The sequence below is a fragment of the Marinomonas sp. A3A genome, assembly GCF_018336955.1.
Classification (GTDB): Bacteria; Pseudomonadota; Gammaproteobacteria; order Pseudomonadales; family Marinomonadaceae; genus Marinomonas; species Marinomonas lutimaris.
Window position 1 is genome coordinate 3,554,485 of record NZ_CP025532.1, and the last position, 22,930, is coordinate 3,577,414.

General features: G+C 42.9%; 21 protein-coding genes and 5 tRNA genes. 18 read left to right on the forward strand and 8 right to left on the reverse strand.

Annotation, left to right across the window (positions count from 1 at the left end; genetic code table 11):
• Nucleotides 1-11: 11 nt before the first annotated feature.
• From hemC to CYL31_RS16650, 4 genes are read left to right on the forward strand one after another with little or no spacing between them, the layout of a single operon-like run.
• Entirely contained in the window at nucleotides 12-935 is a 924-nt protein-coding gene (gene hemC / locus CYL31_RS16635; protein WP_212916288.1) for a hydroxymethylbilane synthase, read from the forward strand.
• Between the two features lie 20 nt (nucleotides 936-955).
• Entirely contained in the window at nucleotides 956-1,708 is a 753-nt protein-coding gene (locus CYL31_RS16640) for a uroporphyrinogen-III synthase (protein WP_212916289.1), read from the forward strand.
• Nucleotide 1,709: 1 nt separating this feature from the next.
• Nucleotides 1,710-2,963 carry a uroporphyrinogen-III C-methyltransferase gene (locus CYL31_RS16645; protein WP_212916290.1) on the forward strand — a complete coding sequence of 418 codons (1,254 nt, stop codon included), beginning with the start codon at nucleotides 1,710-1,712 and terminating at the stop codon, nucleotides 2,961-2,963.
• Complete coding sequence (locus CYL31_RS16650) at nucleotides 2,960-4,189, forward strand: heme biosynthesis HemY N-terminal domain-containing protein (RefSeq protein WP_212916291.1); 1,230 nt, start codon at nucleotides 2,960-2,962, stop codon at nucleotides 4,187-4,189. The genes CYL31_RS16645 and CYL31_RS16650 overlap by 4 nt, the downstream gene beginning before the upstream one ends.
• Nucleotides 4,190-4,278: 89 nt before the next feature.
• Here CYL31_RS16650 and CYL31_RS16655 read toward each other — a convergent pair whose 3' ends face one another.
• The 3 genes from CYL31_RS16655 to CYL31_RS16665 form a co-directional block, all read right to left on the reverse strand.
• On the reverse strand, nucleotides 4,279-5,826 hold the full coding sequence (locus CYL31_RS16655) for a methyl-accepting chemotaxis protein (RefSeq protein ID WP_212916292.1): 1,548 nt from the start codon (nucleotides 5,824-5,826) through the stop codon (nucleotides 4,279-4,281).
• 101 nt (nucleotides 5,827-5,927) lie between these two features.
• Nucleotides 5,928-6,839, reverse strand: a complete 912-nt coding sequence (locus CYL31_RS16660) for a hypothetical protein (RefSeq protein ID WP_212916293.1) — start codon at nucleotides 6,837-6,839, stop codon at nucleotides 5,928-5,930.
• A gap of 54 nt (nucleotides 6,840-6,893) precedes the next feature.
• Nucleotides 6,894-7,079 (reverse strand): hypothetical protein, encoded by a 186-nt coding sequence (locus CYL31_RS16665; RefSeq protein ID WP_212916294.1) that lies wholly within the window; start codon nucleotides 7,077-7,079, stop codon nucleotides 6,894-6,896.
• A 91-nt stretch (nucleotides 7,080-7,170) separates the two neighbouring features.
• On the opposite strand from CYL31_RS16665, the gene yaaA reads away from it, so the two are divergent.
• On the forward strand, nucleotides 7,171-7,953 hold the full coding sequence (gene yaaA / locus CYL31_RS16670) for a peroxide stress protein YaaA (protein WP_212916295.1): 783 nt from the start codon (nucleotides 7,171-7,173) through the stop codon (nucleotides 7,951-7,953).
• Between the two features lie 28 nt (nucleotides 7,954-7,981).
• Here yaaA and prmC read toward each other — a convergent pair whose 3' ends face one another.
• The 3 genes from prmC to hemA are packed head-to-tail and all read right to left on the reverse strand — an operon-like array spanning nucleotide 7,982 to nucleotide 11,225.
• A complete protein-coding gene (gene prmC / locus CYL31_RS16675; protein ID WP_212916296.1) occupies nucleotides 7,982-8,836 on the reverse strand; it encodes a peptide chain release factor N(5)-glutamine methyltransferase in 855 nt (284 codons plus the stop codon).
• 28 nt (nucleotides 8,837-8,864) lie between these two features.
• Nucleotides 8,865-9,953: a peptide chain release factor 1 gene (prfA, locus tag CYL31_RS16680; protein ID WP_212916297.1), complete on the reverse strand. Its 1,089-nt coding sequence runs from the start codon at nucleotides 9,951-9,953 to the stop codon at nucleotides 8,865-8,867.
• A 3-nt stretch (nucleotides 9,954-9,956) separates the two neighbouring features.
• On the reverse strand, nucleotides 9,957-11,225 hold the full coding sequence (hemA, locus tag CYL31_RS16685) for a glutamyl-tRNA reductase (protein WP_212916298.1): 1,269 nt from the start codon (nucleotides 11,223-11,225) through the stop codon (nucleotides 9,957-9,959).
• A gap of 222 nt (nucleotides 11,226-11,447) precedes the next feature.
• On the opposite strand from hemA, the gene CYL31_RS16690 reads away from it, so the two are divergent.
• The 13 genes from CYL31_RS16690 to CYL31_RS16750 all read left to right on the forward strand — a co-directional run bounded on the left by CYL31_RS16690 (nucleotide 11,448) and on the right by CYL31_RS16750 (nucleotide 19,346).
• On the forward strand, nucleotides 11,448-13,235 hold the full coding sequence (locus tag CYL31_RS16690; RefSeq protein ID WP_249411614.1) for a tetratricopeptide repeat protein: 1,788 nt from the start codon (nucleotides 11,448-11,450) through the stop codon (nucleotides 13,233-13,235).
• Nucleotides 13,232-13,810, forward strand: coding sequence for a lipoprotein insertase outer membrane protein LolB (gene lolB / locus CYL31_RS16695; protein WP_212916300.1), 579 nt, complete (start codon nucleotides 13,232-13,234; stop codon nucleotides 13,808-13,810). The genes CYL31_RS16690 and lolB overlap by 4 nt, the downstream gene beginning before the upstream one ends.
• Entirely contained in the window at nucleotides 13,795-14,709 is a 915-nt protein-coding gene (gene ispE / locus CYL31_RS16700) for a 4-(cytidine 5'-diphospho)-2-C-methyl-D-erythritol kinase (RefSeq protein WP_212916301.1), read from the forward strand. Before lolB ends, ispE begins: the two co-directional genes overlap by 16 nt.
• 38 nt (nucleotides 14,710-14,747) lie before the next feature.
• Nucleotides 14,748-15,695 (forward strand): ribose-phosphate diphosphokinase, encoded by a 948-nt coding sequence (locus tag CYL31_RS16705; protein ID WP_110577430.1) that lies wholly within the window; start codon nucleotides 14,748-14,750, stop codon nucleotides 15,693-15,695.
• A gap of 69 nt (nucleotides 15,696-15,764) precedes the next feature.
• A complete protein-coding gene (locus CYL31_RS16710; RefSeq protein WP_012071272.1) occupies nucleotides 15,765-16,343 on the forward strand; it encodes a 50S ribosomal protein L25/general stress protein Ctc in 579 nt (192 codons plus the stop codon).
• A 21-nt stretch (nucleotides 16,344-16,364) separates the two neighbouring features.
• Complete coding sequence (gene pth / locus CYL31_RS16715) at nucleotides 16,365-16,949, forward strand: aminoacyl-tRNA hydrolase (protein WP_212916302.1); 585 nt, start codon at nucleotides 16,365-16,367, stop codon at nucleotides 16,947-16,949.
• A 25-nt stretch (nucleotides 16,950-16,974) separates the two neighbouring features.
• On the forward strand, nucleotides 16,975-18,066 hold the full coding sequence (gene ychF, locus CYL31_RS16720) for a redox-regulated ATPase YchF (protein ID WP_212916303.1): 1,092 nt from the start codon (nucleotides 16,975-16,977) through the stop codon (nucleotides 18,064-18,066).
• Between the two features lie 114 nt (nucleotides 18,067-18,180).
• Nucleotides 18,181-18,255, forward strand: a tRNA-Gln gene (locus CYL31_RS16725).
• Nucleotides 18,256-18,265: 10 nt separating this feature from the next.
• Nucleotides 18,266-18,342: transfer RNA gene (locus CYL31_RS16730), tRNA-Met, on the forward strand.
• Between the two features lie 11 nt (nucleotides 18,343-18,353).
• Nucleotides 18,354-18,428 (forward strand) — tRNA-Gln (locus CYL31_RS16735).
• A gap of 25 nt (nucleotides 18,429-18,453) precedes the next feature.
• Nucleotides 18,454-18,530: transfer RNA gene (locus tag CYL31_RS16740), tRNA-Met, on the forward strand.
• A gap of 21 nt (nucleotides 18,531-18,551) precedes the next feature.
• A tRNA-Gln gene (locus tag CYL31_RS16745) sits at nucleotides 18,552-18,626 on the forward strand.
• Nucleotides 18,627-18,740: 114 nt separating this feature from the next.
• Complete coding sequence (locus CYL31_RS16750; protein ID WP_212916304.1) at nucleotides 18,741-19,346, forward strand: TIGR04219 family outer membrane beta-barrel protein; 606 nt, start codon at nucleotides 18,741-18,743, stop codon at nucleotides 19,344-19,346.
• 109 nt (nucleotides 19,347-19,455) lie between these two features.
• Here CYL31_RS16750 and clpB read toward each other — a convergent pair whose 3' ends face one another.
• Both clpB and pgeF read right to left on the reverse strand, forming a co-directional pair.
• The gene (gene clpB, locus CYL31_RS16755) at nucleotides 19,456-22,044 is read right to left on the reverse strand and encodes an ATP-dependent chaperone ClpB (RefSeq protein WP_212916305.1); all 2,589 of its coding nucleotides are present in this window, start codon (nucleotides 22,042-22,044) and stop codon (nucleotides 19,456-19,458) included.
• A 124-nt stretch (nucleotides 22,045-22,168) separates the two neighbouring features.
• Nucleotides 22,169-22,915, reverse strand: a complete 747-nt coding sequence (gene pgeF / locus CYL31_RS16760) for a peptidoglycan editing factor PgeF (RefSeq protein ID WP_212916306.1) — start codon at nucleotides 22,913-22,915, stop codon at nucleotides 22,169-22,171.
• Between the last annotated feature and the right edge of the window lie 15 nt (nucleotides 22,916-22,930).

Consider the following 22,930-nt stretch of genomic DNA (forward strand, 5'->3'; position numbering starts at 1 on the left):
TAGGAGATGAAGTGAAAGATAAGATTGTGATCGCAACCAGAGAAAGTCAGTTAGCCCTTTGGCAAGCCAATAACGTCAAAGCGCAACTAGAAAGCCTCTACCCAGATATGAAAGTTGAATTGCTTGGCATGACAACAAAAGGCGATCAGATTTTAGATTCACCACTTTCTAAAATTGGCGGCAAAGGTCTTTTTGTTAAAGAGCTAGAGAGCGCTCTTATGGATGGTCGTGCAGATATTGCTGTTCACTCTATGAAAGACGTACCAATGGCCTTTCCTGAAGGACTTGGACTCGCTGTTATATGTGAACGCGAAGACCCGAGTGATGCTTTTGTATCCAATAAAGTTGAATCGTTGGATCAACTACAAAGCGGTGCTGTTGTTGGAACATCTAGCTTACGTCGTGCTTGTCAATTAAAAATGAATCGCCCTGACTTGATCATCAAAGACCTTCGCGGCAATGTGAACACTCGCTTAAAAAAAATGGACGACGGTGAATACGACGCCATTATCTTAGCAACCGCGGGGTTAGTTCGCCTAGAAATGTTTGACCGAATTAGGCAAAGAATTCCTGCCGAGACTAGCTTGCCAGCAGGTGGACAAGGCGCAATGGGGATAGAGTGTCGCTCTGATGACGTGCAAACTATTAATTTATTAGCGCCATTACAGCATGAAGAAACCGCTATTCGTGTGACCGCCGAACGCGCAGTCAATGAGCGCCTTAACGGTGGTTGCCAAGCACCTATTGCCTGCTTTGCGATACTTACTGACGACTCGATTTGGTTAAGAGGCTTGGTCGGTAGCCCTGATGGTAAGACAATGATTCAAGGCGAAATTCGCGGCCATAAAGACGATGCGAAATCCCTTGGTGTGCAATTAGCTGATGATTTACTTGCCCGTGGCGCAGACGTCATTCTTGACGCTTTATACAAATAAATAAAGTAGGCTAAATATCAGTGCAAGACTGTCGCATCTTAATCACTCGACCCGAACCTGAAAACTCGCTTAGTCGTGAACGCGTTTGCGCCCATGGCTGGACAGCTGTTCCTTTACCTATGCTAGAAATAGCACCGATAGAAGACGCCGCTAAAAAGGCTATCATTCGGGCCCAAGTATTTGATATAGATACGTTTGATTACGTGATTTTTGTCAGCAAAAATGCCGCCAGACTTGCTTGCGATTGGCTAGATCACTGCTGGCCCATGCTACCTGCAAACGTGCATTGGATCGGCATAGGCCAAGGCACCACACAAACACTCATAGATGAAGGCATTCCAGCTCTATCAAATCCAGGGCATACAACGGAAGCCTTACTTGAATGGCTAAAACCTGCCAAAATGAAAGATCAGAAAATATTGATTGTTCGTGGCGAAGGCGGACGCCCAGAACTCGGCAACAAACTGAAAGAGCGAGGCGCAAGGGTTAGTTATCTATCTCTCTACAATAGAAAAAAACCTAACTACTCAGCTCAAACTTTCTTCATGCTGCCCGATATCGATTTAATATGGGTAACCAGTGGCGAAAGCTTAGACAATCTTTCAGAATACGTTATACAACATAAGCCTGAATGGAAAACCCTCCCTATACTCACACCCAGTATCAGGGTAAACCAGCAAGCAAAAGAAATGGGTTGGGTTAATGCCTCGTGCGCAAATGGCGCTGACGATAATAGCTTGATCAAAGCGACAGAATTTCACACAGGAAAATAGAATGACTGAGAATAACAAGCAAGAGCAACATCCAAACAACTCTCTTGAGACAACGCCTGAAGCTGAAATTAAAAGCAAAGAGAGTCAGCCAGATTTATCTAATAAGCCTGAAGAAAAAAACACGCCACAAACAGCAACAAATCTACTTGCTTCATTTTCTCTTGGTCTCTCCGCTGTCGCTTTGGCAACAAGTGGCTGGCTTTATTTTCAAAGTACACAAAACACACTCCCCAGAGATGTTAAACAATTAGCCGTTCAGCAAACAGATTTAGGCAATAGACTTAGTGCCAGTACACTCAATAAATCTCAGCTAACCCAATTGATTGAGCAAGCTAAAACCGCAGAACAAACAAGCTTGACACAAAAAAATGAGCTTGCAGCCCAACAAACACGACAAGACGAGAAACTACTATCGCTTGAGTCAAAACTAAATAGACTAAACAACACTACGAAAGAAGACTGGAAACTGGCAGAAGCTGAATATTTAATTCGTCTTGCCAATCAGCGCTTATTACTTGAGTCTGACAGCAGTGGCGCGGCTACATTACTCATCAATGCCGATGACATTCTTAACGAGTTAGCAGACCCTATTGTTTTTGCCACTCGCAAAGCTTTAGCAAAAGATATCCAAGCCCTAAAGTCTATTAGTCAATTTGATTTGGAAGGCGCATACCTTAAGCTCAACGCTTTATATGACAGCGTGCAAACACTTCCTCAGCGGGAACCATCAAAAGAGTGGCTAGCAAATACAACAAAGAAAACAACAGTAATCGACGACGCAACAACAAGCAAAATCACCTCAATTCTGGAAAGCTTTTGGAGCTCCATACGCTCATTAGTAGTCATCAACTATGACCACAAGCCTATTAGAGCTTTACTGCCGCCTGCGGAATATCAAGAACTCATTACAGGTATACAACTTCAGTTGGAAATTGCTCAAGTTGCCTTAATCAAAGGCGAACCAGCGATTTATCAACAAGCCTTATCACGTGTTGCAAAAGCAACAACCGAACATTTCGAAACCCAATCAAATATTGTTACAACATTTTTGGCTAGCCTAACGGCCTTACAACAGCTGAACCCATCACCGGACTTGCCACTACCTAGAGAGTCATTGATGGCAATGAAATCCTTGATGAAAGAATGGAGTGATCGCAGCATAAGAAAGCCAAATAGCGCCGACAATGCAGAGCAGTCTCAAGTAGAAGGCGAAAACTCTGCTGCACCTCAAAAAAATCTAGGAGATAAGGTATGAGGAAACTCCTTTTCTTACTTGTCATTATGATGGCAGTGGGCGGTGTCTTAGGTTTGCTGATGCGCCAGGACAGTGGTTATGTGCTATTAGCTTATAATGGTGTCACAGTTGAAACCAGCTTATGGGTCTTAGTAGTCGCCATGATTATCGCGCTATTTGTGCTAAGTTGGATAAAACGCATTTTATTTATCGCTCTAAGGCCAAGCAACTCTTTGGCGAAAGTAACTGGTAATTTAGCGCAAAAAAGAGCGTCTCGAAATACCATTAGGGGCATGCTAGAACTCGTTGGAGGCAATTGGCACAAAGCAGAAAAATTGCTAACCAACAGCGCCGAAAAAGTCCCTTACCCATTAATCAACTACATCAGTGCAGCTTACGCTGCCAGCGAACAAGATGAACATGAACGTTCAAAAGCGTTATTACGTTCTGCGCATAAATCTACACCTGAAGCGGAGTTTGCTATTGGCTTTGCACAAAGCCAAATTCAAATGAAACAACAACATTATGAAGGCGCTCTTGCCTCGCTTTTGCGACTGCAAAAGCTTAAACCAAAGCACAAGCAAGTATTAAAAATGCTAGTCACCGTTTACACACAACTAAAAGACTGGGATGCCCTACTCACCCTGACTCCAACGCTTAAAAAAGACGGCATTTTTGACGACGACAACATGCTCGAACTTGAACGCAATGCGTTCTTAGCGCTGCTGGATAAAATCAAATTCCGCAATAAACTCGGACAGAATCAGAAAGAGCTGGTTAATGAGGTAGAAAACCTCTGGAACAAATTAGACACCTTGTCTCAAGATGACAGAATGAGACAACTTTATGCTCACACTCTTATTCGTTTTGGCGATGATGCAAAAGCAGAAAGCTTTATTCGCAATAGCCTAAATAATAGATGGTCTGAAGAGTTGGTTTATGAGTATGGCAACATCAAGCAAGACAACACCAAAAAGCTTTTAACAAATTGTGAGAACTGGCTTAAAAAAGAGCCTGCAAGCGCAAACTTATACCTCGTCTGTGGCCGCTTAAGCCAATCTATGATGTTGTGGGGTAAGGCCAGAGACTACTATGAACAAGCGTTGTCGCTTGATACGCAAAACGAAGCCCTTGCCGAGCTTAGTCGCTTACTGAAAGCCATGGGCGATACCAAAGCAAGCCAAGAACTCATGATGATTAATTTAAATTATGCAAGCAACCAACTAAAACCCTTGCCTCTACCTTAGTGATCTCACTAGCAAAATATGTAGACATAAAAAATGCTGTTATTTTCATAACAGCGTTTTTTTGATCTTACATAATACTCATTGAAACGTTATTTAAAGCGAACTACCAACTCATGCATATTATTCGCTACATCTTGTAACGCTCTGATACTGTCACTTGATTGGTTAGATTTCTCAGAACTCTCAACTGACAAATCAGAAATACGAACAACTTGTCGGTTAATATCTTCTGAAACATGCGCTTGCTCTTCAACCGCTGCCGACATCTGTATCGACATATCTGAGATCTTCGAAACAGCTTGAACTATATTAACGAAAGCACTTTCCATCTCAACAATTTTTTCCAAGCCTTGGGCTGCATCCTGTTTACCTTGATTGGCAATTGACACCGAATTTTTAGCACCACTACGCAAAGTTTCTATAATGTGATGAATATCCTTTGTCGAGCCTTGTGTTCTTTGAGCTAATTGACGCACCTCATCCGCAACAACCGCAAAACCGCGCCCATGTTCGCCCGCTCGCGCTGCTTCTATTGCCGCATTCAGCGCCAAAAGATTCGTTTGTTCAGCAATTTGGTCAATCATCTGCGCAACTTGCGCAATTTGCTCAGAGCGCTCAGCCAATTCCTGCACCGTTGCACCAATATTATTTACGGTGTCGCTCAATTGACGAATCGAATGACGGGTATCTTCAACAATTTTTTGCCCACTCTCTGCTGACTTAGAAGATGATTTAGCACTATCAGCAGTCATTTGCACATGCTGAGCCACATCATTGATTGTGGTCGTCATTTGCTGCATTGCCGCAGCAACATCTTGAGTTTCATGTTGCTGACTCACCATACCTTTTGTCGTTTCAATAGTAAGCGCAAGGCCAATTTTAGATTGTTCGGATACTTTTAAAGATTCATCTTCAAAACGCGTCAACACTGCATCCATTCTCGATAACAAGCTTTTTACGCCTACATCAAGTGTTGCAATGTCCAAAGATGTATCTGAGTAAGTCACACCGGCCAATGGGTGAAGAAACGCTGTTGATAGCCGCTTTCTTAAAGTCGACTGCAATTTAGAGTGATTCAGCAGGAACAAACCATTCGCCAATAAACTCGTTACGGCAAGAACACCTGCTCCATAAAGAATATCAATACTACTCGCTGCAACCGCTAAGAGAACACCAATCACAGGCACTACTAGCTTCCACGACATAAATGCTCGTGGCAGAACATTTTTGCCTTTGTTTATTCGGTGGTAAATTTTCTCTGCTCGCTCCACATCTTCTCGTTTAGGAACCGTCCTCACAGATTCATAACCAATAACTTTCCCACCTTCAGTAACAGGCGTCACGTAAGCATCCACCCAATAAAAATCACCATTCTTACAGCGATTTTTTACTAAGCCCATCCAAGCTTTACCTTGTTTTAAAGTATCCCACATAATCTGAAATGCTTCTTTAGGCATATCAGGATGGCGGACAATATTATGATGACTTCCCATTAATTCGCTTTTATCAAAGCCACTAATTTTTACAAAGGCATCATTACAGTGAAGTATCTGACCTTTTAAATCTGTTGTCGTAATTAACTTATCATTTTGTGAAAAGGTTTTTTCTTGCTTTGTAACTGGCACATTTTTACGCATTAAACTAACCATCCTTAAGCTATCACCCTAACTAGTATCCCATCATAAAAAATATTAATACACAAAAAGCACTAGATGAGATGACATAAAAACACTAAAGATTACTTTAGTAAGACTCTGTTTAACCAGCGAGTGAAAATGGGTAATAAATATGTAGGAATTTGTAAAGCACCCGCTAAGGGTAAAAATGCAGGACCTAACAAAACGCCTGCAATACTGTACGTCAGTAAGACATTTCGATTACCAGAAGTAATTGCTGCAGTAAGCGCAATGGCTTTACCTTGCTTACGATAAAAAAGGTATGACAAGAAAAAAAACAAACAACACAATCCCGTGGCAATTAGAAAATAATTCAATGCCATCATTGGATCTTGATCAAATAGCATACGAAAACTACCGACCAATCCAAATGGAAAAGCAAACACCAATAAAATGGTATAAGGCGATATCTTCATCAAGAATCGACTTAATGCTTCCTCAGGAAAAAAACGATGAACTAAAAATGAGAACAACATTGGACCAAATATAAAAACAACTAAGCGAACAAAATAACTGGACCAATCCAGCTCAACGCTTTCAGCTTGAAAACATATCAGAGCAATAAAAATAGAAACAGGTAAAATTAATGTCGTTGCTATCGTCATGGCCATGGCTTGTAAACTATCAAAACCTAATGCTCGAACAATTGCTGGTGTTGCAAATAAAGATCCTGTCGCCGCCACAGCAACAACCGCTAGTAAAAGATCTGATCCAAAGGATAACCACCAGCCGATAACACCTACTACTCCCATAAGCACCGCAGAATGCAAGATTGCATACAGCCATATTTCTTTGCTGCTTAATCGTTTAATTAATTCATTCTGCTTCATACCCAATAACGTTAATGACATCAGGGTAAAAAGAACAATAGGCAAAAATGGGAAAAAAGCTAATGAAACAGAGGGAAGTAAAAAGCCAAGTATGGCAAACACAAACATAAAAGGAAGGGAGTTTCGAACAAGAAAAAGCAACATGGGTTAAACACCTTAATAGGCAGCCCATTATAAAAACAACCGAAGACTAGCTAATTATTTTTTAGAGCCGCAACAAATTTTATTATTTTCAGGTAACTCAGCGAGCTCCACCACCCAATCAGCACGAGCTTTATCAAAAGCAGCCCGAAGTTCTGCTAATTCATCGCTAGAGGCAAGAGAAACTTCTTTTTCGCCACGACTTTGACGAGAAGAAGGGAATGGTATCAGATTATTCTTCATAAATTGTCTCTATTAAAGCATTGTCTGGATATCTATCGACACTCTATGGATAATCTTTAGCAAACGCAATGATCAAGCAGATGGAATAATTATGAAGTTTTTAATATCACCAGCGAAAACGCTGGACCTAACCTCAACACCTAGCATTGATATGTTCAGCTTACCAGAGCTGTTGGATGACTCACAACAACTCATTGATACAATCAAACCCTATTCACCCGCTGATATCGCCTCTCTTATGAAGCTCAGCGACAAACTTGCTACACTCAATGTTTCTCGTTACCAAGAATGGCAAAAAGAGCATACAAAAGACAACAGCCGCCCTGCTATTTATACCTTCATGGGCGATGTGTACACAGGACTAGACGCTTATTCATTAAGTGAAAGTGATATGAGGTATGCCCAAGAGTCCCTGCGTATTTTAAGCGGCCTGTACGGATTACTAAAACCGTTGGACCTGATGCAAGCCTATCGGCTAGAAATGGGCACCAGTCTAAAGAACAATAGAGGCACTAACCTTTATCAATTCTGGGGAGACATCATAGTTAACAAAATCAATGACACGCTAGATAAAGATGAATTACTGGTTAATTTAGCCTCTAACGAGTACTTCAAAGCGGTTAACAAGAAAAAACTAACCTCACAATTAATCACCCCGAACTTCCTCGACGAAAAGAATGGCAAATTTAAGGTCATCAGTTTTTATGCGAAAAAAGCACGCGGCCTGATGGCTCGCTACCTAATTGAAAACCGTTGTGAAACGCTAGATGAACTTAAAGCATTTAATCTTGCGGGTTATCGCTATGACCCTCAGCAATCAACAAAAGACAGCCCTGTGTTTATTCGTCCAGAAAGCGCACAACCGAAAAAATAGAAAGCCCTATATAAAGTAAGCGCTAACTCTAGCGCTTACTTTTTTCTTTATACTGACCAATGGTAACCCGATCATTGCCACCCAAATCTTGAAAACTCTCGACGACAGCAAAGCCCGCTTCGATCAAACACTCTCGAACAACTGCGGCCTGATCATAACCGTGCTCGAACATCAAATAAGCATCTGGTGTCATGAAATCAGGCGCAGTTTGAATGATATATTCGATATCCGCCATGCCATGATTATCCGCCACTAAGGCGCTTTTCGGCTCAAAGCGTACATCTCCTTGTGACAAATGTTCATCATCAGGGTCAATATAAGGCGGGTTAGACACAATAAGATCAAATGGATCGCAACCTTCCAGCGTATCAAACCAACTACTTTGCATAAACGTCACATTACTAAGCCGATTTCGCACTGCATTACGCTTAGCCAGAGCCACAGCCTCTTCAACCAAATCAACACCAATGACAGTCGATTTAGGTTGCTCTGACGCCAGCGATAAGGCAATCGCACCTGTTCCTGTACCAAGATCTAGGATACGGTTTGCTTTACTTATATCCAACACAGACAAAGCCACTTCCACCAGCCGTTCAGTGTCAGCCCGAGGAATCAAAGTACAAGGGTCAACTTCCAGGTCCAAGCTCCAAAAAGCCTGCTGCCCCAATAAATATGCAATTGGTTCACCAAGCTCCCGACGAGCCAATAAGTCATTAAAACGCTCTACGTCTGACGTACTGACCAGTTTTTCTGGCCAAGTATAAAAATAGGAAGTTGACACAGCCAAGACATGTGCAAGCAATAATTGTGCATCTAACTGAGCTGTCTCGGAGACAAAAGTAAGGCGCTCGTAAGCGCCTTTTAATAGTTCATCAATTCGCATATGCGATGATTACCTTCATTTATTCAGATTAATTGTCGCCACTTAACGCTGCCAGCTGCTCCGCTTGGAACTCGTTCACTAGCGGGTTGATCAATGAGTCTAATTCACCAGCAACAATTTCATCTAGCTTGTACAAAGTTAGGTTAATGCGGTGATCAGTCACTCGGCCTTGTGGATAATTGTAAGTACGGATACGTTCAGAACGATCACCACTGCCTACCAAGGATTTGCGTGCTTCAGATTGTTCACTTGCTGCCTTTTCTTGTTCAGCCGCTTGCAAACGAGACGCGAGCAAAGACATCGCCTTAGCACGGTTTTTATGCTGCGAGCGCTCTTCCTGACACTCTACGACAACGCCTGTTGGAATGTGCGTCAAACGAATAGCCGAGTCTGTTTTGTTTACGTGCTGACCACCCGCACCAGAGGCACGGAAAGTATCAATGCGCAAATCGGATTTGTTGATGATAATGTCATCTAATTCATCCATTTCAGGCATAACCGCGACAGTACAAGCTGACGTATGAATACGACCTTGAGATTCCGTCGCTGGAACACGTTGGACTCGATGAGCACCGGATTCAAACTTCAGTTTAGAATAAGCACCGTCACCAACAATACGAGCAATCACTTCTTTGTAACCACCATGCTCACCATCGCTTGCACTGACAATTTCTACTTTCCAACGTTGTGTTTCTGCATAACGAGAATACATACGGAATAAATCGCCAGAGAAAATAGATGCTTCATCACCACCAGTACCGGCACGAACTTCTAGGAATACGTTACGAGAATCGTTCGGGTCTTTGGGCAAAAGCAATTTTTGCAATACCAGCTGAAGCTCTTCTTTTTGCGCCAGACCGGCTTTGTATTCTTCCACACCCATTTCTTTTATGTCTGGGTCCGCATCTGTCATCATCAACTCTGCTTCGGCAATGTTTTCGTCTATTTGCTGAAACTCATTAAAACACTTAACAACAGGCTCAAGCTCTGCATACTCTTTGGAATAAGCACGGAACAAATCTTGATCCATAATGACTTCAGCAACACCTAATAGTGCGGCTAACTCGTCATAACGATCAGATAAACTTTCTAATTTTAACTTTATGGATTCTTTCATTTTTTAATTATCTTTTTCTTCGTAAATGCCCAATACATTTGAGGCAATGATTAATGCATCTTGATCGGCGTCGGCACCAGCATCACGCAGATAGCGTGTTGGCGCATGAATCAGTTTATTCATTAAGCCATGAGCTAGTTTGTTAAGCACTTGCTCAGGAGACTGTCCCATTTCAAGACCTTTTAAAGCTTTTTCCAGTTCTGTATTTTTTATGGCCTCAGCGGATTGCCTAAAAGTCACTATTAGGTCAGATACTTTTCTCGACTCGACCACTCGCCGATAAGAATCAACCCCTTCTTCGATCATTTGTTCGGCCGCTTTCGCCGCATCTTGCCTTGCTCTGACATTTTCTTCAATCACTGAATGAAGATCATCGACGGTATAAAGGTAAGCGTCGTTAACTTCTTCTACTTCAGGCTCGATATCTCGAGGTACCGCGATATCAATTAACAGCATTGGCGAATGGCGACGTTGCGACGTTGCGCGCTCTACCATGCCTTTACCAATAATCGGTAATTGGCTAGCGGTAGAAGAAATAACAATATCCGCTTGAGATAAATAATCGCCAATTTCACCTAACATAATGGCTTCAGCATTAAGTTCATCCGCTAAAATCTGAGCTCGCGCCAAGGTTCGGTTGGCCACTATGATGCGCTTAATACCGTTTTCTTTAAGGTGTCTAGCTACCAGTTCAATGGTTTGCCCTGCACCAATTAACAAGGCAGTACTGTTTCTAATATCCGCAAAAATACGCTGCGCAAGACTCACTGCGGCAAACGCAATGGACACTGGATTTTCACCGATGGCCGTATCCGTACGTACACGTTTGGCAACGGAAAAAGTACGCTGAAATAAAGACTCTAACTCAGGACCAATACAAGAACCTTCTTGCGAAACCGCGTACGCAGACTTTACTTGCCCAAGAATCTGAGGCTCCCCTAGAATCAAAGAGTCTAGCCCTGAGGCCACTCGCATAACGTGACGCACACTATTGTCATCAGCGTGTGTATAGCAATATTGCTGCAATTCAGGCAAAGCAATGCCGTGATATTCGCCAAGCCAAGCAATAACCTCATCGACCTTACTGAAATCTTCAACAGAACAATAAAGTTCGGTGCGATTACAGGTCGATACTATCACTGCTTCATTCGCTTTATTCCCAGATATCAGAGAAGACAAGGCATCGATCATCTTTTCAGGCGCAAAGGCCACGCGCTCACGTATCGAGACCGGCGCAGTTTTGTGATTTACACCTACAGTAATTAGCGGCATTCAGGACTCTTCTCAAAGATCGAGATCTTAAGGTAATGACAGGAGCAAGCATTGCCCCAACATGACTCTTTACATAAAGAAGACACATTATACGAGAAATTCGCTTTTTTTCGCACCCCATATGATCAATAAAAGTAATAGGATTAGTTTATAGTTATGACTGACATAACGAGCCGCTAACGATACCATAAGGGTTGTATGAATTTAGCATCGAGAAAAAATATGCCTGCTGTTTTAGGCCCAGTTCAAAAAAAACTCTCTCAAAAGCCCGTTACAAAAGGGATTTTGTTGTTTTTCACTCTTTTAAGCTTGCCGTTCCTGAACGCATGCAGTCAAAACACGACACAACAAAATAGCTTGCCACCAAACAAAGAACCCCTTAAAGCGGATACCTTTGCCAATCAGGGTAAAATTAAGGAATTACTCAATGCCGAATTCACTTTACAACGAGAAGGTCCGAACAAAGCCTTTGAACCTTTCTACGAATTAGCCAGCCAATCAGATGATATAGAGCTGATAGAGAGACTCACACACATCGCCGTGGTATCTCAAAATCATCTTTATATAGAGAGAAGCGCAAACTTGTGGCTTTCCGCCGATCCTACTTCAGAAGCGGCCTACTCACTAAAGTTGCAGGTTCTTATCAAAGACAATCGGGCAGAAGAAGTCACCACGCTGCTCACTAACGCCATGAGACATAAGATTTCATTGCGTTTCTTACCTATTTATCTTGAAGAAAATGTCCGTGATAGCGACCAAGTCAACACAATAGAAACGGCCATTTATGCACTGCCACCAGAATCAAAAAACAATCAGTACATACAGGTAAGCTACGCACATATTTTACTGCTTTCTGGCAAATATCAGCTTGCAATTAACACATCAGAGCAACTGTTAGCCAAACCCAATACAGACAAAAGTGAAGCGCTTTATCTCATATTGGCTTTTAGCCAAAAAAGCCTTGGCCAGCTAGACAATGCTATCAAAACACTACAAACGGCATCTCAACATTTCCCAAAAAACACCAGAGTAATCACACCTTTAATTGATTTCTTAGTGGAAAACGAGCAACCCAAAATTGCTAGCAATATTTATCAAAAAACAGATTTAGAGACGCCAGAAAAACTGCAAGTTGGCATCAATTTGATGCGTTCTTTGTTAGAACACAATCAACCAGGATTAGCGCTAGCGATGGCAAATAGCCTACCTGAGAAACAGCTAGGCTTATCAGACCAAATCCAATATTTAAGCGCGATTGCACTGGCTCAATTAAATAAGAAAGCGCAAGCCATAGAGGTAATGGAAAACGTTGACGGCGCCTTACGAACCAATGCGACCAATCAAATAGCCCTGTGGCTTTATGATGAAAACAAAGAAGATGACATCAATAACATGGTGCTGCGTAGAACAGCACGAGAAAATATGCCAGAGCAAGTCGCTGCTATCAGTCGCCTTCATGAGGAAAGAGGTCATATAAATTTATCATTCGAATTAGTCAACAATGCACTTATAGCCCTTCCTGAATCTGACGCTTTGCGCTACCACAAGGCACTACTCGCCGACACTTTAGGCAACTGGAAAATCACTGAAAAAGAGCTAAAAAACCTGCTACAAAAAGATCCAGACAACCCACAGTACCTAAATGCACTCGGCTATACATTGCTCACTCGTACTAAGCGAATAGATGAAGCGATGAACTATATAGAATCAGCTTATGAAAAAGCAGACAACGACCCAGCTATAATCGATAGCCTAGGCTGGGGATTCTTTCTGAAAGGAGAGTTTGAACAGTCTTCTTATTACTTGAAAAAAGCGTGGTCAATTTTACCAGATGCTGAAATCGCAGCTCACTATGGCGAATCACTATGGAAACAACGCCATTACAAAGAAGCGATAGCCGTATGGGAGGCCGCCTTAGAGACATCACCCGATACGCCACTTTTACTCGACACAATTAAACGACTGTCACCGTCGTTACTTGAAGAACGAAAACAGGATAAACCATCATGACTTATCGCACACTCTGTATACTAGCCTTTACTGTTCTTGTTAGCGCCTGTAGTACAAGACCAACAGGACCAACAACACCACCGCCGGAAAACGTTGGCGCAATTTCTAAATGGGAAACCTCTGGCAGAGTCGGTATAAGAACCAAGAATGATGCTGTCTCTGGCAATTTTAACTGGCAAAAAGACCCAAAAACATTTGCTCTAAGTATCGTCGGCCCTTTCGGTCAAGGTGCTACACATCTAAACCAGTCAAATAATGGCGTTGTGACACTAGCTTATGAAGATACTGTTGTCACAGGTAACGACCCAGCAACATTACTACAACAAGAATTAGGCTGGGAGTTCCCTGTCAATCAAGTCACCTATTGGATTAGAGGGCTAGCCTACCCAAATTCAGCCGCCAGAATAAGCAAAGACCCAGATAGCCAATTACCCAATAAAATAGAGCAAGATGGCTGGCTCATTACCTATAGCAATTTCACCAAGGTAGATGGCCTTTCTTTACCGCAAAAAATGCAGGTATCCAACCCACCGTTTAGAGTCAATTTAATTATTAACCAATGGACTATTCAGTAACCAAGATGCAACTACCTTCTCCTGCAAAATTAAATTTATTTTTACACATCACTGGTCGACGGGAAGACGGCTACCATGAGCTGCAAACATTGTTTCAGTTTATCGATTTATGCGACACGCTTGATTTTTCACTAACTCGAAATAACCAAGTAACAATTACGCCCGTTATTGAGCATCTTCCTACCGAAGACAACCTCATTTATAAAGCGGCAAAACTGCTGACGCCATTCAAAAAAGACTCAACGTTCGGCGCTAATATTATCCTAACAAAACAATTACCTATGGGTGGTGGAATTGGCGGCGGCAGCTCAAACGCAGCAACCACCCTATTGGCTCTAAACGTATTATGGGGATGCCAGCTTTCTTTGGAAAAATTGGCTGAATTAGGCGTGCAACTAGGTGCCGACATCCCTGTTTTTGTCATGGGTTTCGCGGCCTTTGCTGAAGGTGTTGGCGAGAAGCTACAAAAAGTCGAGTTAGACACCCCGTATTTTTTACTCATCAAGCCCAATTGCCATGTCTCAACTGGTCAAATTTTTACCGATAAATATTTGACAAGAGACACCCCTCCCATCAGAATATCGCACGCCTTGAAGCTGGGTGGGCATAATGATTGCTTAGACGTGGTAAAAAAGCACAATCCTGAAGTCAATGAAGCGTATTTATGGTTGAAAAATCATGGTGACGCAAAGCTTACAGGAACTGGCGCTTGTCTATTTTTAGCATTCGATAATTTGCGCGACGCTGAACGAGTAAGATCGTCTACACCGACAAAATGGCAGAGTTGGGTTTGCCGTGGCTGTAACACTTCTCCAACACACGCTGCGCTAAACCAGTGGATTGAGCAAAATAGAGGTGTGCCACATAGACACCACCTCAGCCAGTCTTTTCTTGGCTAATAAATAGTCATCGCTACAAAATACAAAAGGTATACAAAGTGTCCAAGTTGATGGTTTTTACCGGTAATGCAAACCCTGAACTCGCTCGCAGGGTGGTACGCCGCCTAGGGCTACCTATCGGAAACGCAACCGTAGGTAAATTTAGCGACGGAGAGATTACGGTCGAGATCAATGAAAATGTTCGTGGTAAAGACGTTTTCATTATCCAATCTACATGCGCACCTAGTAATGACAATTTGATGGAACTTATCGTTATGGCAGACGCTTTACGCCGTGCATCTGCCACTCGCGTTACGGCTGTTATCCCATACTTTGGTTACGCTCGTCAGGATCGTCGTGTGCGTTCTGCTCGTGTGCCAATTACAGCAAAAGTAGTTGCAGATATGATTTCCGCAGTTGGAATCAATCGTGTATTAACGGTTGACCTTCATGCAGACCAAATCCAAGGATTTTTCGACATCCCTGTTGATAACGTCTATGCAACACCTTTATTGCTAGATGATTTGCAACGCCAAGGCCATGAAAACATTACGGTTGTTTCTCCAGATGTTGGTGGTGTTGTCCGTGCTCGTGCTTTTGCAAAATTACTTGATGATGCAGACTTAGCCATCATTGATAAGCGTCGCCCTCGTGCTAACGAAGCACAGATCATGCATTTGATTGGTGACGTAGAAGGAAAAACATGCGTCTTAGTAGATGACATGTGTGACACAGGTGGCACATTGTGCGCAGCGGCAAAAGCCCTAAAAGAACACGGCGCAGCAAAAGTGCTTGCTTACTGTACTCACCCTGTACTGTCTGGCAAAGCCATTGAAAACATTAAAAATTCCGTGCTTGATGAGTTGGTCGTGACTGATACCATCCCATTGACACAAGAGGCGCTTAACTGCCCTCAAATACGCCAATTGTCGATGTCTGACATTATGGCGGAGGCTGTTCGTCGCGTATGCAACGAAGAGTCCATCAGTGCCATGTTTGGGGCCTAAGCCAAACACTAACGCTCGGAACGGGTCGCATTTCTGGGCACAAACTTTATTAATTATTAGGAAAATACCATGTCATTATCTATTAATGCCGTAGCACGTACTCAAGAAGGTAAAGGTGCGAGCCGCCGCCTTCGTAACGAAGGCCTAGTGCCAGCTGTTATTTATGGCGGTGAGACTGCTCCAGTATCTATCTCTTTCAAAGACAACGAGCTACTTAAAGCTGTTGGCACTCCAGGCTTCCTAACGGGCCTAGTTGAAGTAACTGTTGAAGGCAAAACTGAACAAGTTCTTGTTAAAGCACTACAACGCCACCCATCAACTGGCGCTGTAATGCACATGGACCTTCAGCGCGCTCAAGCTGATAAAGCGATCACTACACGCGTTCCTTTAAGCTTCATCAATGCTGCACAAAGTGAAGGTGTTAGCAAGCAAGGTGGTCGTTTGACTGTTGAGTCTAAATTGGCTGAAGTTCGTTGTTTACCAGCGAATCTTCCAGAAGTATTGACAGTAGACGTGATCAAAGGCCAACTTGATCAAATCTTCCACTTGTCTGATGTTATCCTTCCTGAAGGCGTAGAGCTTGTGTCTTTGCTTAAAGGCGAAGATCACGACCAACCTATCGCTCGTATCGGTAAGTCTAAACGTTAAGATCTCATTGAAGGCAGTATTGTGGCAGGTTTCAGATTATTAGTAGGCTTGGGAAATCCAGGCAGCGAATACGAGAACACTCGCCACAATGCAGGCGCTCAGTGGATTGAGGCATTGGCTCGTCAGAGCCAATGCTCTCTTCGTTCTGAGAAAAAGTTTTTTGGTCAATTCGGCAAAGTTTATATAGCTGGTGAAGAGTGTTATCTCCTTATTCCCACCACCTATATGAATTTAAGCGGCAAAGCGGTTCAGGCCGTCTGTCAGTTTTATAAAATCCCTCCTGAAGAAATCCTTGTTATTCACGATGAACTAGACATCCCCCCAGGTACCGTCAAATTAAAACAAGGCGGTGGGCATGGTGGTCACAACGGATTAAAAGACATTATTTCAAAGCTGGCGAACAATAGAGAATTTGGTCGCCTCAGAATCGGCATCGGACACCCTGGTCATGCAAGCCAAGTTGCCAATTACGTTCTGAAAAAAGCCGCTCCAGACGATTACACGAAAATAGAACAAACAATCGACGAATCATTACGCTATGTGGATAACATCGTTCGCGGCAATCTAAATACCGTAATGAATCAGCTACACAGCTTCAAAGCATAATCACTTAATTATTAGGAATCTCACTATGGGTTTTAATTGCGGCATCGTTGGGCTACCTAACGTTGGTAAATCAACTCTATTTAATGCATTAACCAAAGCAGGCATTGGCGCAGAAAACTTTCCGTTCTGTACTATCGAACCAAATGCTGGCGTTGTTGCTATGCCAGACCCTCGCTTAGACGCACTAGCTGAGATTGTAAAACCTGAACGTGTACTAGCAACTACAATGGAGTTTGTTGATATTGCAGGCCTCGTAGAAGGCGCCTCAAAAGGTGAAGGCCTTGGCAATAAATTCCTTGCTAACATCCGTGAAACAGATGCCATTGCTCATGTTGTTCGCTGCTTTGAAGACGAGAACGTTATCCACGTTTCAAACCACGTGAATCCAAAGCTAGATATTGAAGTTATTAACCTTGAGTTGATCTTTGCTGATATCGAATCCATCGACAAGCAACTGTTCCGCACTGCAAAAAATGCAAAGAGTGGTAATAAAGAAGCCATTGCTCATAAAGCATTCCTAGAGAGCATCAAAGAACACTTAGAAAACGGCTTACCAGTTCGCTCTATGGAACTGTCCGATGAGCAGAAAAAAGAAGTGCGCTCATTGCACCTTTTGACAACAAAACCAACAATGTACATAGCTAACGTTGCCGAAGATGGTTTTGAAAACAACCCATACCTTGATCAAGTACGAGAAATTGCGGAAGCGGAAGGTGCAATGGTAGTTCCTATCTGTAACCAACTTGAAGCGGAAATTTCCGAACTAGACACAGAAGAGATGCAAGAGTTCCTTGATGAAATGGGCATGGAAGAACCTGGGCTAGATCGAGTGATTCGTGCTGGCTATGAATTACTAGGCCTTCAGACGTACTTTACAGCAGGCGTAAAAGAAGTGCGTGCTTGGACTGTCAAACAAGGCGCAACAGGCCCACAAGCAGCTGGAGTGATCCACACAGACTTTGAAAAAGGCTTTATCCGCGCAGAAGTCATCAGTTATAACGATTTCATCCAATATAAGGGTGAAAGTGGCGCTAAAGAAGCCGGTAAATGGCGTCTTGAAGGAAAAGACTACATCGTGAAAGACGGCGATGTAATGCATTTCCGCTTTAATGTTTAACAGATAATAAAACATTTTAAGAAAAACACTTGACCCATTAACGGGTTATATGAATAATATCGCGCCACAGAGGCAGTAGATCGATTTGTATAAACTGTTTTTGTGTCAGTCTGTTGGGGTATAGCCAAGCGGTAAGGCAACGGGTTTTGATCCCGTCATGCGTAGGTTCGAATCCTTCTACCCCAGCCAACAGACTAAAGGCTATGTAGCTCAGTTGGTTAGAGCACATCACTCATAATGATGGGGTCACTAGTTCGAATCTAGTCATAGCCACCAACTCGATATGTTGGGGTATAGCCAAGCGGTAAGGCAACGGGTTTTGATCCCGTCATGCGTAGGTTCGAATCCTTCTACCCCAGCCATCGATATATTTAGTAGTAAAGTTAAGGCTATGTAGCTCAGTTGGTTAGAGCACATCACTCATAATGATGGGGTCACTAGTTCGAATCTAGTCATAGCCACCAACTTAAAAAGAAATCCTTTATTGGGGTATAGCCAAGCGGTAAGGCAACGGGTTTTGATCCCGTCATGCGTAGGTTCGAATCCTTCTACCCCAGCCATCTATGTAAATATTCTTCACAATACGCCATCTCTTCTCCTTATTTCATTGGTTTTTACTTCTCTTCAACCTATAATTAGACAAATTTTATCCACTCGATATATGGACACTAATTATGAAATCAGCCCTTTTACTCTCGACTGCTTTATTAGCAAGTGCTGCTCACGCTGATGTACTTGGCTTAACCGCTGAAGCTGGCTCTTATATTACTAATGATGGCGAAGACTTTAACACCTACTTCGGTCTTGCTGTAGAACACCCAATCCCACTGATTCCTAATTTCCGTATTCAACACCAAGAACTAGAAGGCAAGTTCGGAAGTGCTAATACAAAAATAGACACGTCTTATAACGACTACACACTTTACTACGAATTCCTAGACGGCCTTTTATGGTTAGATCTAGATGCAGGTATTACTCTACGCAGCATTGATGGCTCTATCGGCTCAACAGATGTTAGTGACTCCTACCCACTAGGCTACCTATCTGCTTATGTCGCCCTGCCAGGAACAAGCATTTCCGTAGGTGGTGAATTTAAGGCTGGCGGCGGCAGCGATGCCAGCATTACCGACACCATGTTTAAAGTAAAATTCCAACCGCTATATTTTGGGGGCCTAGAAGCAGGCTACCGTAAAGTTCGTCACGACATAGACGATATTGACGGCTCAAGCTTTGATGCTGAATTCACTGGTGTATTCATTGGCGCCTTCGTAGACTTCTAAGCATTGTCTTTATAAACATCAATTTAGACATAGTTATTCCAAACAAAAATCCCGCTGAAATCAAAACGACTTCAGCGGGATTTTTTATACTATCAGCAACACATTAAATTTAGTGGTAATTAGCTTTTGAGAAACTAATTACACCTTCAGAAACATCCGCAACAATACGATCCCCCGTTACAAAATGGCCTGATAGCAACTCATTCGCCAAAGGGTTTTCTACCCACTTTTGTATCGCACGTTTTAGTGGTCGAGCACCATAAACAGGATCATAGCCAATTTCCGCTAACTGATCGGCCGCAGCCTCTGTTAATACCAATGTCATTCCCATTTCTTTCAATCTATCGTTCAAATGCGCTAGCTGGATGGTAGCTATACCTTTGATCTGAGATCTCATTAATGGATGAAATACAACCGTTTCATCGATGCGATTAATGAATTCAGGACGGAAATGCGTTCCGACCACTTCCATTACTTTCGCTTTGATCTCTTCATACTGATCAGCAGACTGATATTCTTGGATCAAATCAGAGCCCAAGTTAGACGTCATGACAATAACTGTATTTCTAAAATCGACTGTGCGACCTTGCCCATCAGTTAAACGACCGTCATCCAAAACCTGCAAAAGGATATTGAAAACATCAGGGTGAGCTTTTTCTACTTCGTCAAGCAGCAACACTGAATAAGGTCGGCGCCTTACCGCTTCAGTCAAATACCCACCTTCCTCATAACCCACATAACCTGGAGGCGCGCCAATCAAACGAGCGACAGAGTGCTTTTCCATGAACTCAGACATATCAATTCGCACCATCGCCTGCTCAGTATCAAACAAGAACCGAGCTAGCGACTTACATAATTCGGTCTTACCCACACCAGTAGGACCCAAGAAGAGAAAAGAGCCATTAGGTCTATTCGGATCAGCCAAGCCAGAACGAGAGCGACGAACCGCGTTAGAGACAGCTAGAACAGCTTCATCCTGCCCCATGACAGATTCATGCAATGCCTCTTCCATACGTAACAACTTATCGCGTTCGCCTTCAAGCATTTTATCCATTGGAATACCCGTCCATCGTGAAACGACCGTAGCAATCTCCTCTTCAGTCACACGTCTTTTCAGCAAGCGAGTTTCTGTACTTTCTTCGACTTTACTTGCCTTCTCTATTTCTGCTTCCAACATAGGAATCACACCATATTGGAGCTCTGACATTTTTGCTAAATTTCCGCTACGACGGGCTTCTTCCATCTCATGACGGACAGACTCAAGCTCTTCTTTAAGTTTTTGCGCACCTTGAACCGCAGCCTTTTCGGCATTCCAGATTTCTTCCAAATCGGAAAACTGCTTCTGTAAATTATCAATCTCAATATCCAACTCTTCCAAGCGAAGCTTAGACGCTTTATCTTTTTCTTTTTTAAGCGCCTCTTTTTCAATCTTCAATTGAATCAAACGACGCTCTAAACGATCCATATCTTCCGGTTTAGAATCCATTTCCATGCGAATGCGACTACCTGCCTCATCAATCAAATCAATCGCTTTATCCGGTAATTGACGATCGGTAATATAGCGCTGAGAAAGCTTAGCGGCCGCAATGATGGCAGAATCAGTGATATCAACACCATGGTGAACTTCGTAACGTTCTTTTAAACCACGCAGAATAGCGATGGAATCCAGCACACTTGGCTCTTCCACTAATACCTTTTGGAATCGTCTTTCCAAAGCCGCATCTTTTTCGATGAACTGGCGGTATTCATTCAGTGTCGTTGCGCCAACACAATGCAACTCTCCACGAGCAAGAGCTGGCTTAAGCATATTACCAGCATCCATAGAGCCTTCTGATTTGCCAGCTCCCACCATGGTGTGGATTTCATCAATAAACAAAATTACTTGACCTTCTTGTTTCGCTAACTCATTAAGCAAAGCTTTTAGACGCTCTTCAAACTCACCACGATATTTAGCACCTGCAATCAAAGCAGCCATATCAAGAGACAAAACACGTTTATTTTTTAAACCTTCAGGAACTTCGCCATTAATGATACGCTGCGCCAAGCCTTCCACAATGGCGGTTTTGCCCACACCAGGCTCGCCAATCAGAACAGGGTTATTCTTGCGGCGACGCTGTAAAACTTGAATCGTACGACGAATTTCGTCATCGCGCCCAATAACTGGGTCAAGCTTCCCCTCTGCTGCTCTCGCTGTTAAATCGACAGTATACTTATCTAGCGCTTGACGACTTTCTTCTGCGTCAGGGTCATTTACAGAGTCACCTCCTCGAATACTGTCAATAACAACGGCAATATCCGCCTTCGTAACACCACTTGATTTTAAACTTTTCGCAAGGTCATCCTTGCCATCGAACATCGCCATCAACACAAGTTCAGAAGAGATATACTGGTCTTTTCGCTTCTGAGCTTCTTTGTCTGCTAGGTTAAGCAAACGCCCCAATTCTGGAGACATCTGTACATTGCCATCATGGTCATTCACTTTTGGAAGACGAGTTAACAACTCATTCAAACTTTCGCGAAATTTAGCGACAGGAATACCAGCTTGCTGGAGAATTGGACGAGTACTACCGCCCTGCTGATCCAACAAAGCCATCATTAAATGAAGCGGCTCTATATAAGAGTGATCTTGCCCAAGTGCAACGGATTGAGCATCGGAAAGTGCTAGCTGCAATTTACTGGTTAAACGATCTATACGCATAATCTAACATCCTTTGTAACATAAGATGGAATATTTCAATTAAAAGCTTAATAGCCCTTAAAAATGACTTTTCAAGATCTCTAGTGTCATTTTTTTGACACCCATCAATAAAACAGAGGACTATTTACTCATCAATCCAAATAACAGAGGCCATTCGCCCTGTTTTACCATCGCGTCGATACGAATAAAAACGCGCTTCATCAGTAAGCGTACAATAGTCGCCACCGTATATTTGTGAAACACCTGCGGCCACTAAACGCTGTTTCGCCAATAAATACAAATCACCTAGCCATTTGCCTTTTTTCTGGGCTGGTTTAAAAGCCGCGACAGCATCTGGAATAACAGACATAAATGCTTCTCGCACCTCTTCTCCAACTTCGAAAGCGTCTGGTCCAATAGCCGGCCCAAGCCAGACCATAACACGCTCTTTTTCATCGAATTGCGCAAGGGTAGATTCCAAAACGCCAGCACAAAGTCCACGCCAACCTGCATGAGCCACCGCCACCTTTGTCCCTGCTTGATTGCAGAAAAATACTGGTAAACAATCCGCGGTAAGCACAGCACAAACCTGATTAATAGAACGAGAAAACGCCGCATCAGCACTGTTTGGTAATGTCTCACAAGGCAAGCTAACCACATCAGTACCATGCACCTGATTTAGCCAAATTGCGGAATCAGGCATATCAATATAAGAAGCAAACAATTGGCGATTCTGATGAACCGCAGCAAGATCATCCTGAACATGAAGCCCTAAATTCAGACTATTAAACGGTGCGCCACTCACACCACCAATCCGAGTAGAAACATAAGCACGAACAGAGGAAGGCGCAGGCCAAGTAGGACAAATATAAGAAGAGGTGTTAGAAGACATAACTATCTCCAAAAA

Excerpts from the sequence above, each read along its gene's own strand:
- CYL31_RS16645 (WP_212916290.1), top strand. The coding sequence starts at position 1,710 with ATGACTGAGAATAACAAGCAAGAGCAACATCCAAACAACTCTCTTGAG.
- CYL31_RS16650 (WP_212916291.1), top strand. The coding sequence starts at position 2,960 with ATGAGGAAACTCCTTTTCTTACTTGTCATTATGATGGCAGTGGGCGGT.
- CYL31_RS16655 (WP_212916292.1), bottom strand. The coding sequence starts at position 5,826 with ATGCGTAAAAATGTGCCAGTTACAAAGCAAGAAAAAACCTTTTCACAA.
- CYL31_RS16660 (WP_212916293.1), bottom strand. The coding sequence starts at position 6,839 with ATGTTGCTTTTTCTTGTTCGAAACTCCCTTCCTTTTATGTTTGTGTTT.
- CYL31_RS16665 (WP_212916294.1), bottom strand. The coding sequence starts at position 7,079 with ATGAAGAATAATCTGATACCATTCCCTTCTTCTCGTCAAAGTCGTGGC.
- yaaA (WP_212916295.1), top strand. The coding sequence starts at position 7,171 with ATGAAGTTTTTAATATCACCAGCGAAAACGCTGGACCTAACCTCAACA.
- prmC (WP_212916296.1), bottom strand. The coding sequence starts at position 8,836 with ATGCGAATTGATGAACTATTAAAAGGCGCTTACGAGCGCCTTACTTTT.
- prfA (WP_212916297.1), bottom strand. The coding sequence starts at position 9,953 with ATGAAAGAATCCATAAAGTTAAAATTAGAAAGTTTATCTGATCGTTAT.
- hemA (WP_212916298.1), bottom strand. The coding sequence starts at position 11,225 with ATGCCGCTAATTACTGTAGGTGTAAATCACAAAACTGCGCCGGTCTCG.
- CYL31_RS16690 (WP_249411614.1), top strand. The coding sequence starts at position 11,448 with ATGCCTGCTGTTTTAGGCCCAGTTCAAAAAAAACTCTCTCAAAAGCCC.
- lolB (WP_212916300.1), top strand. The coding sequence starts at position 13,232 with ATGACTTATCGCACACTCTGTATACTAGCCTTTACTGTTCTTGTTAGC.
- ispE (WP_212916301.1), top strand. The coding sequence starts at position 13,795 with ATGGACTATTCAGTAACCAAGATGCAACTACCTTCTCCTGCAAAATTA.
- CYL31_RS16710 (WP_012071272.1), top strand. The coding sequence starts at position 15,765 with ATGTCATTATCTATTAATGCCGTAGCACGTACTCAAGAAGGTAAAGGT.
- ychF (WP_212916303.1), top strand. The coding sequence starts at position 16,975 with ATGGGTTTTAATTGCGGCATCGTTGGGCTACCTAACGTTGGTAAATCA.
- CYL31_RS16750 (WP_212916304.1), top strand. The coding sequence starts at position 18,741 with ATGAAATCAGCCCTTTTACTCTCGACTGCTTTATTAGCAAGTGCTGCT.
- clpB (WP_212916305.1), bottom strand. The coding sequence starts at position 22,044 with ATGCGTATAGATCGTTTAACCAGTAAATTGCAGCTAGCACTTTCCGAT.
- pgeF (WP_212916306.1), bottom strand. The coding sequence starts at position 22,915 with ATGTCTTCTAACACCTCTTCTTATATTTGTCCTACTTGGCCTGCGCCT.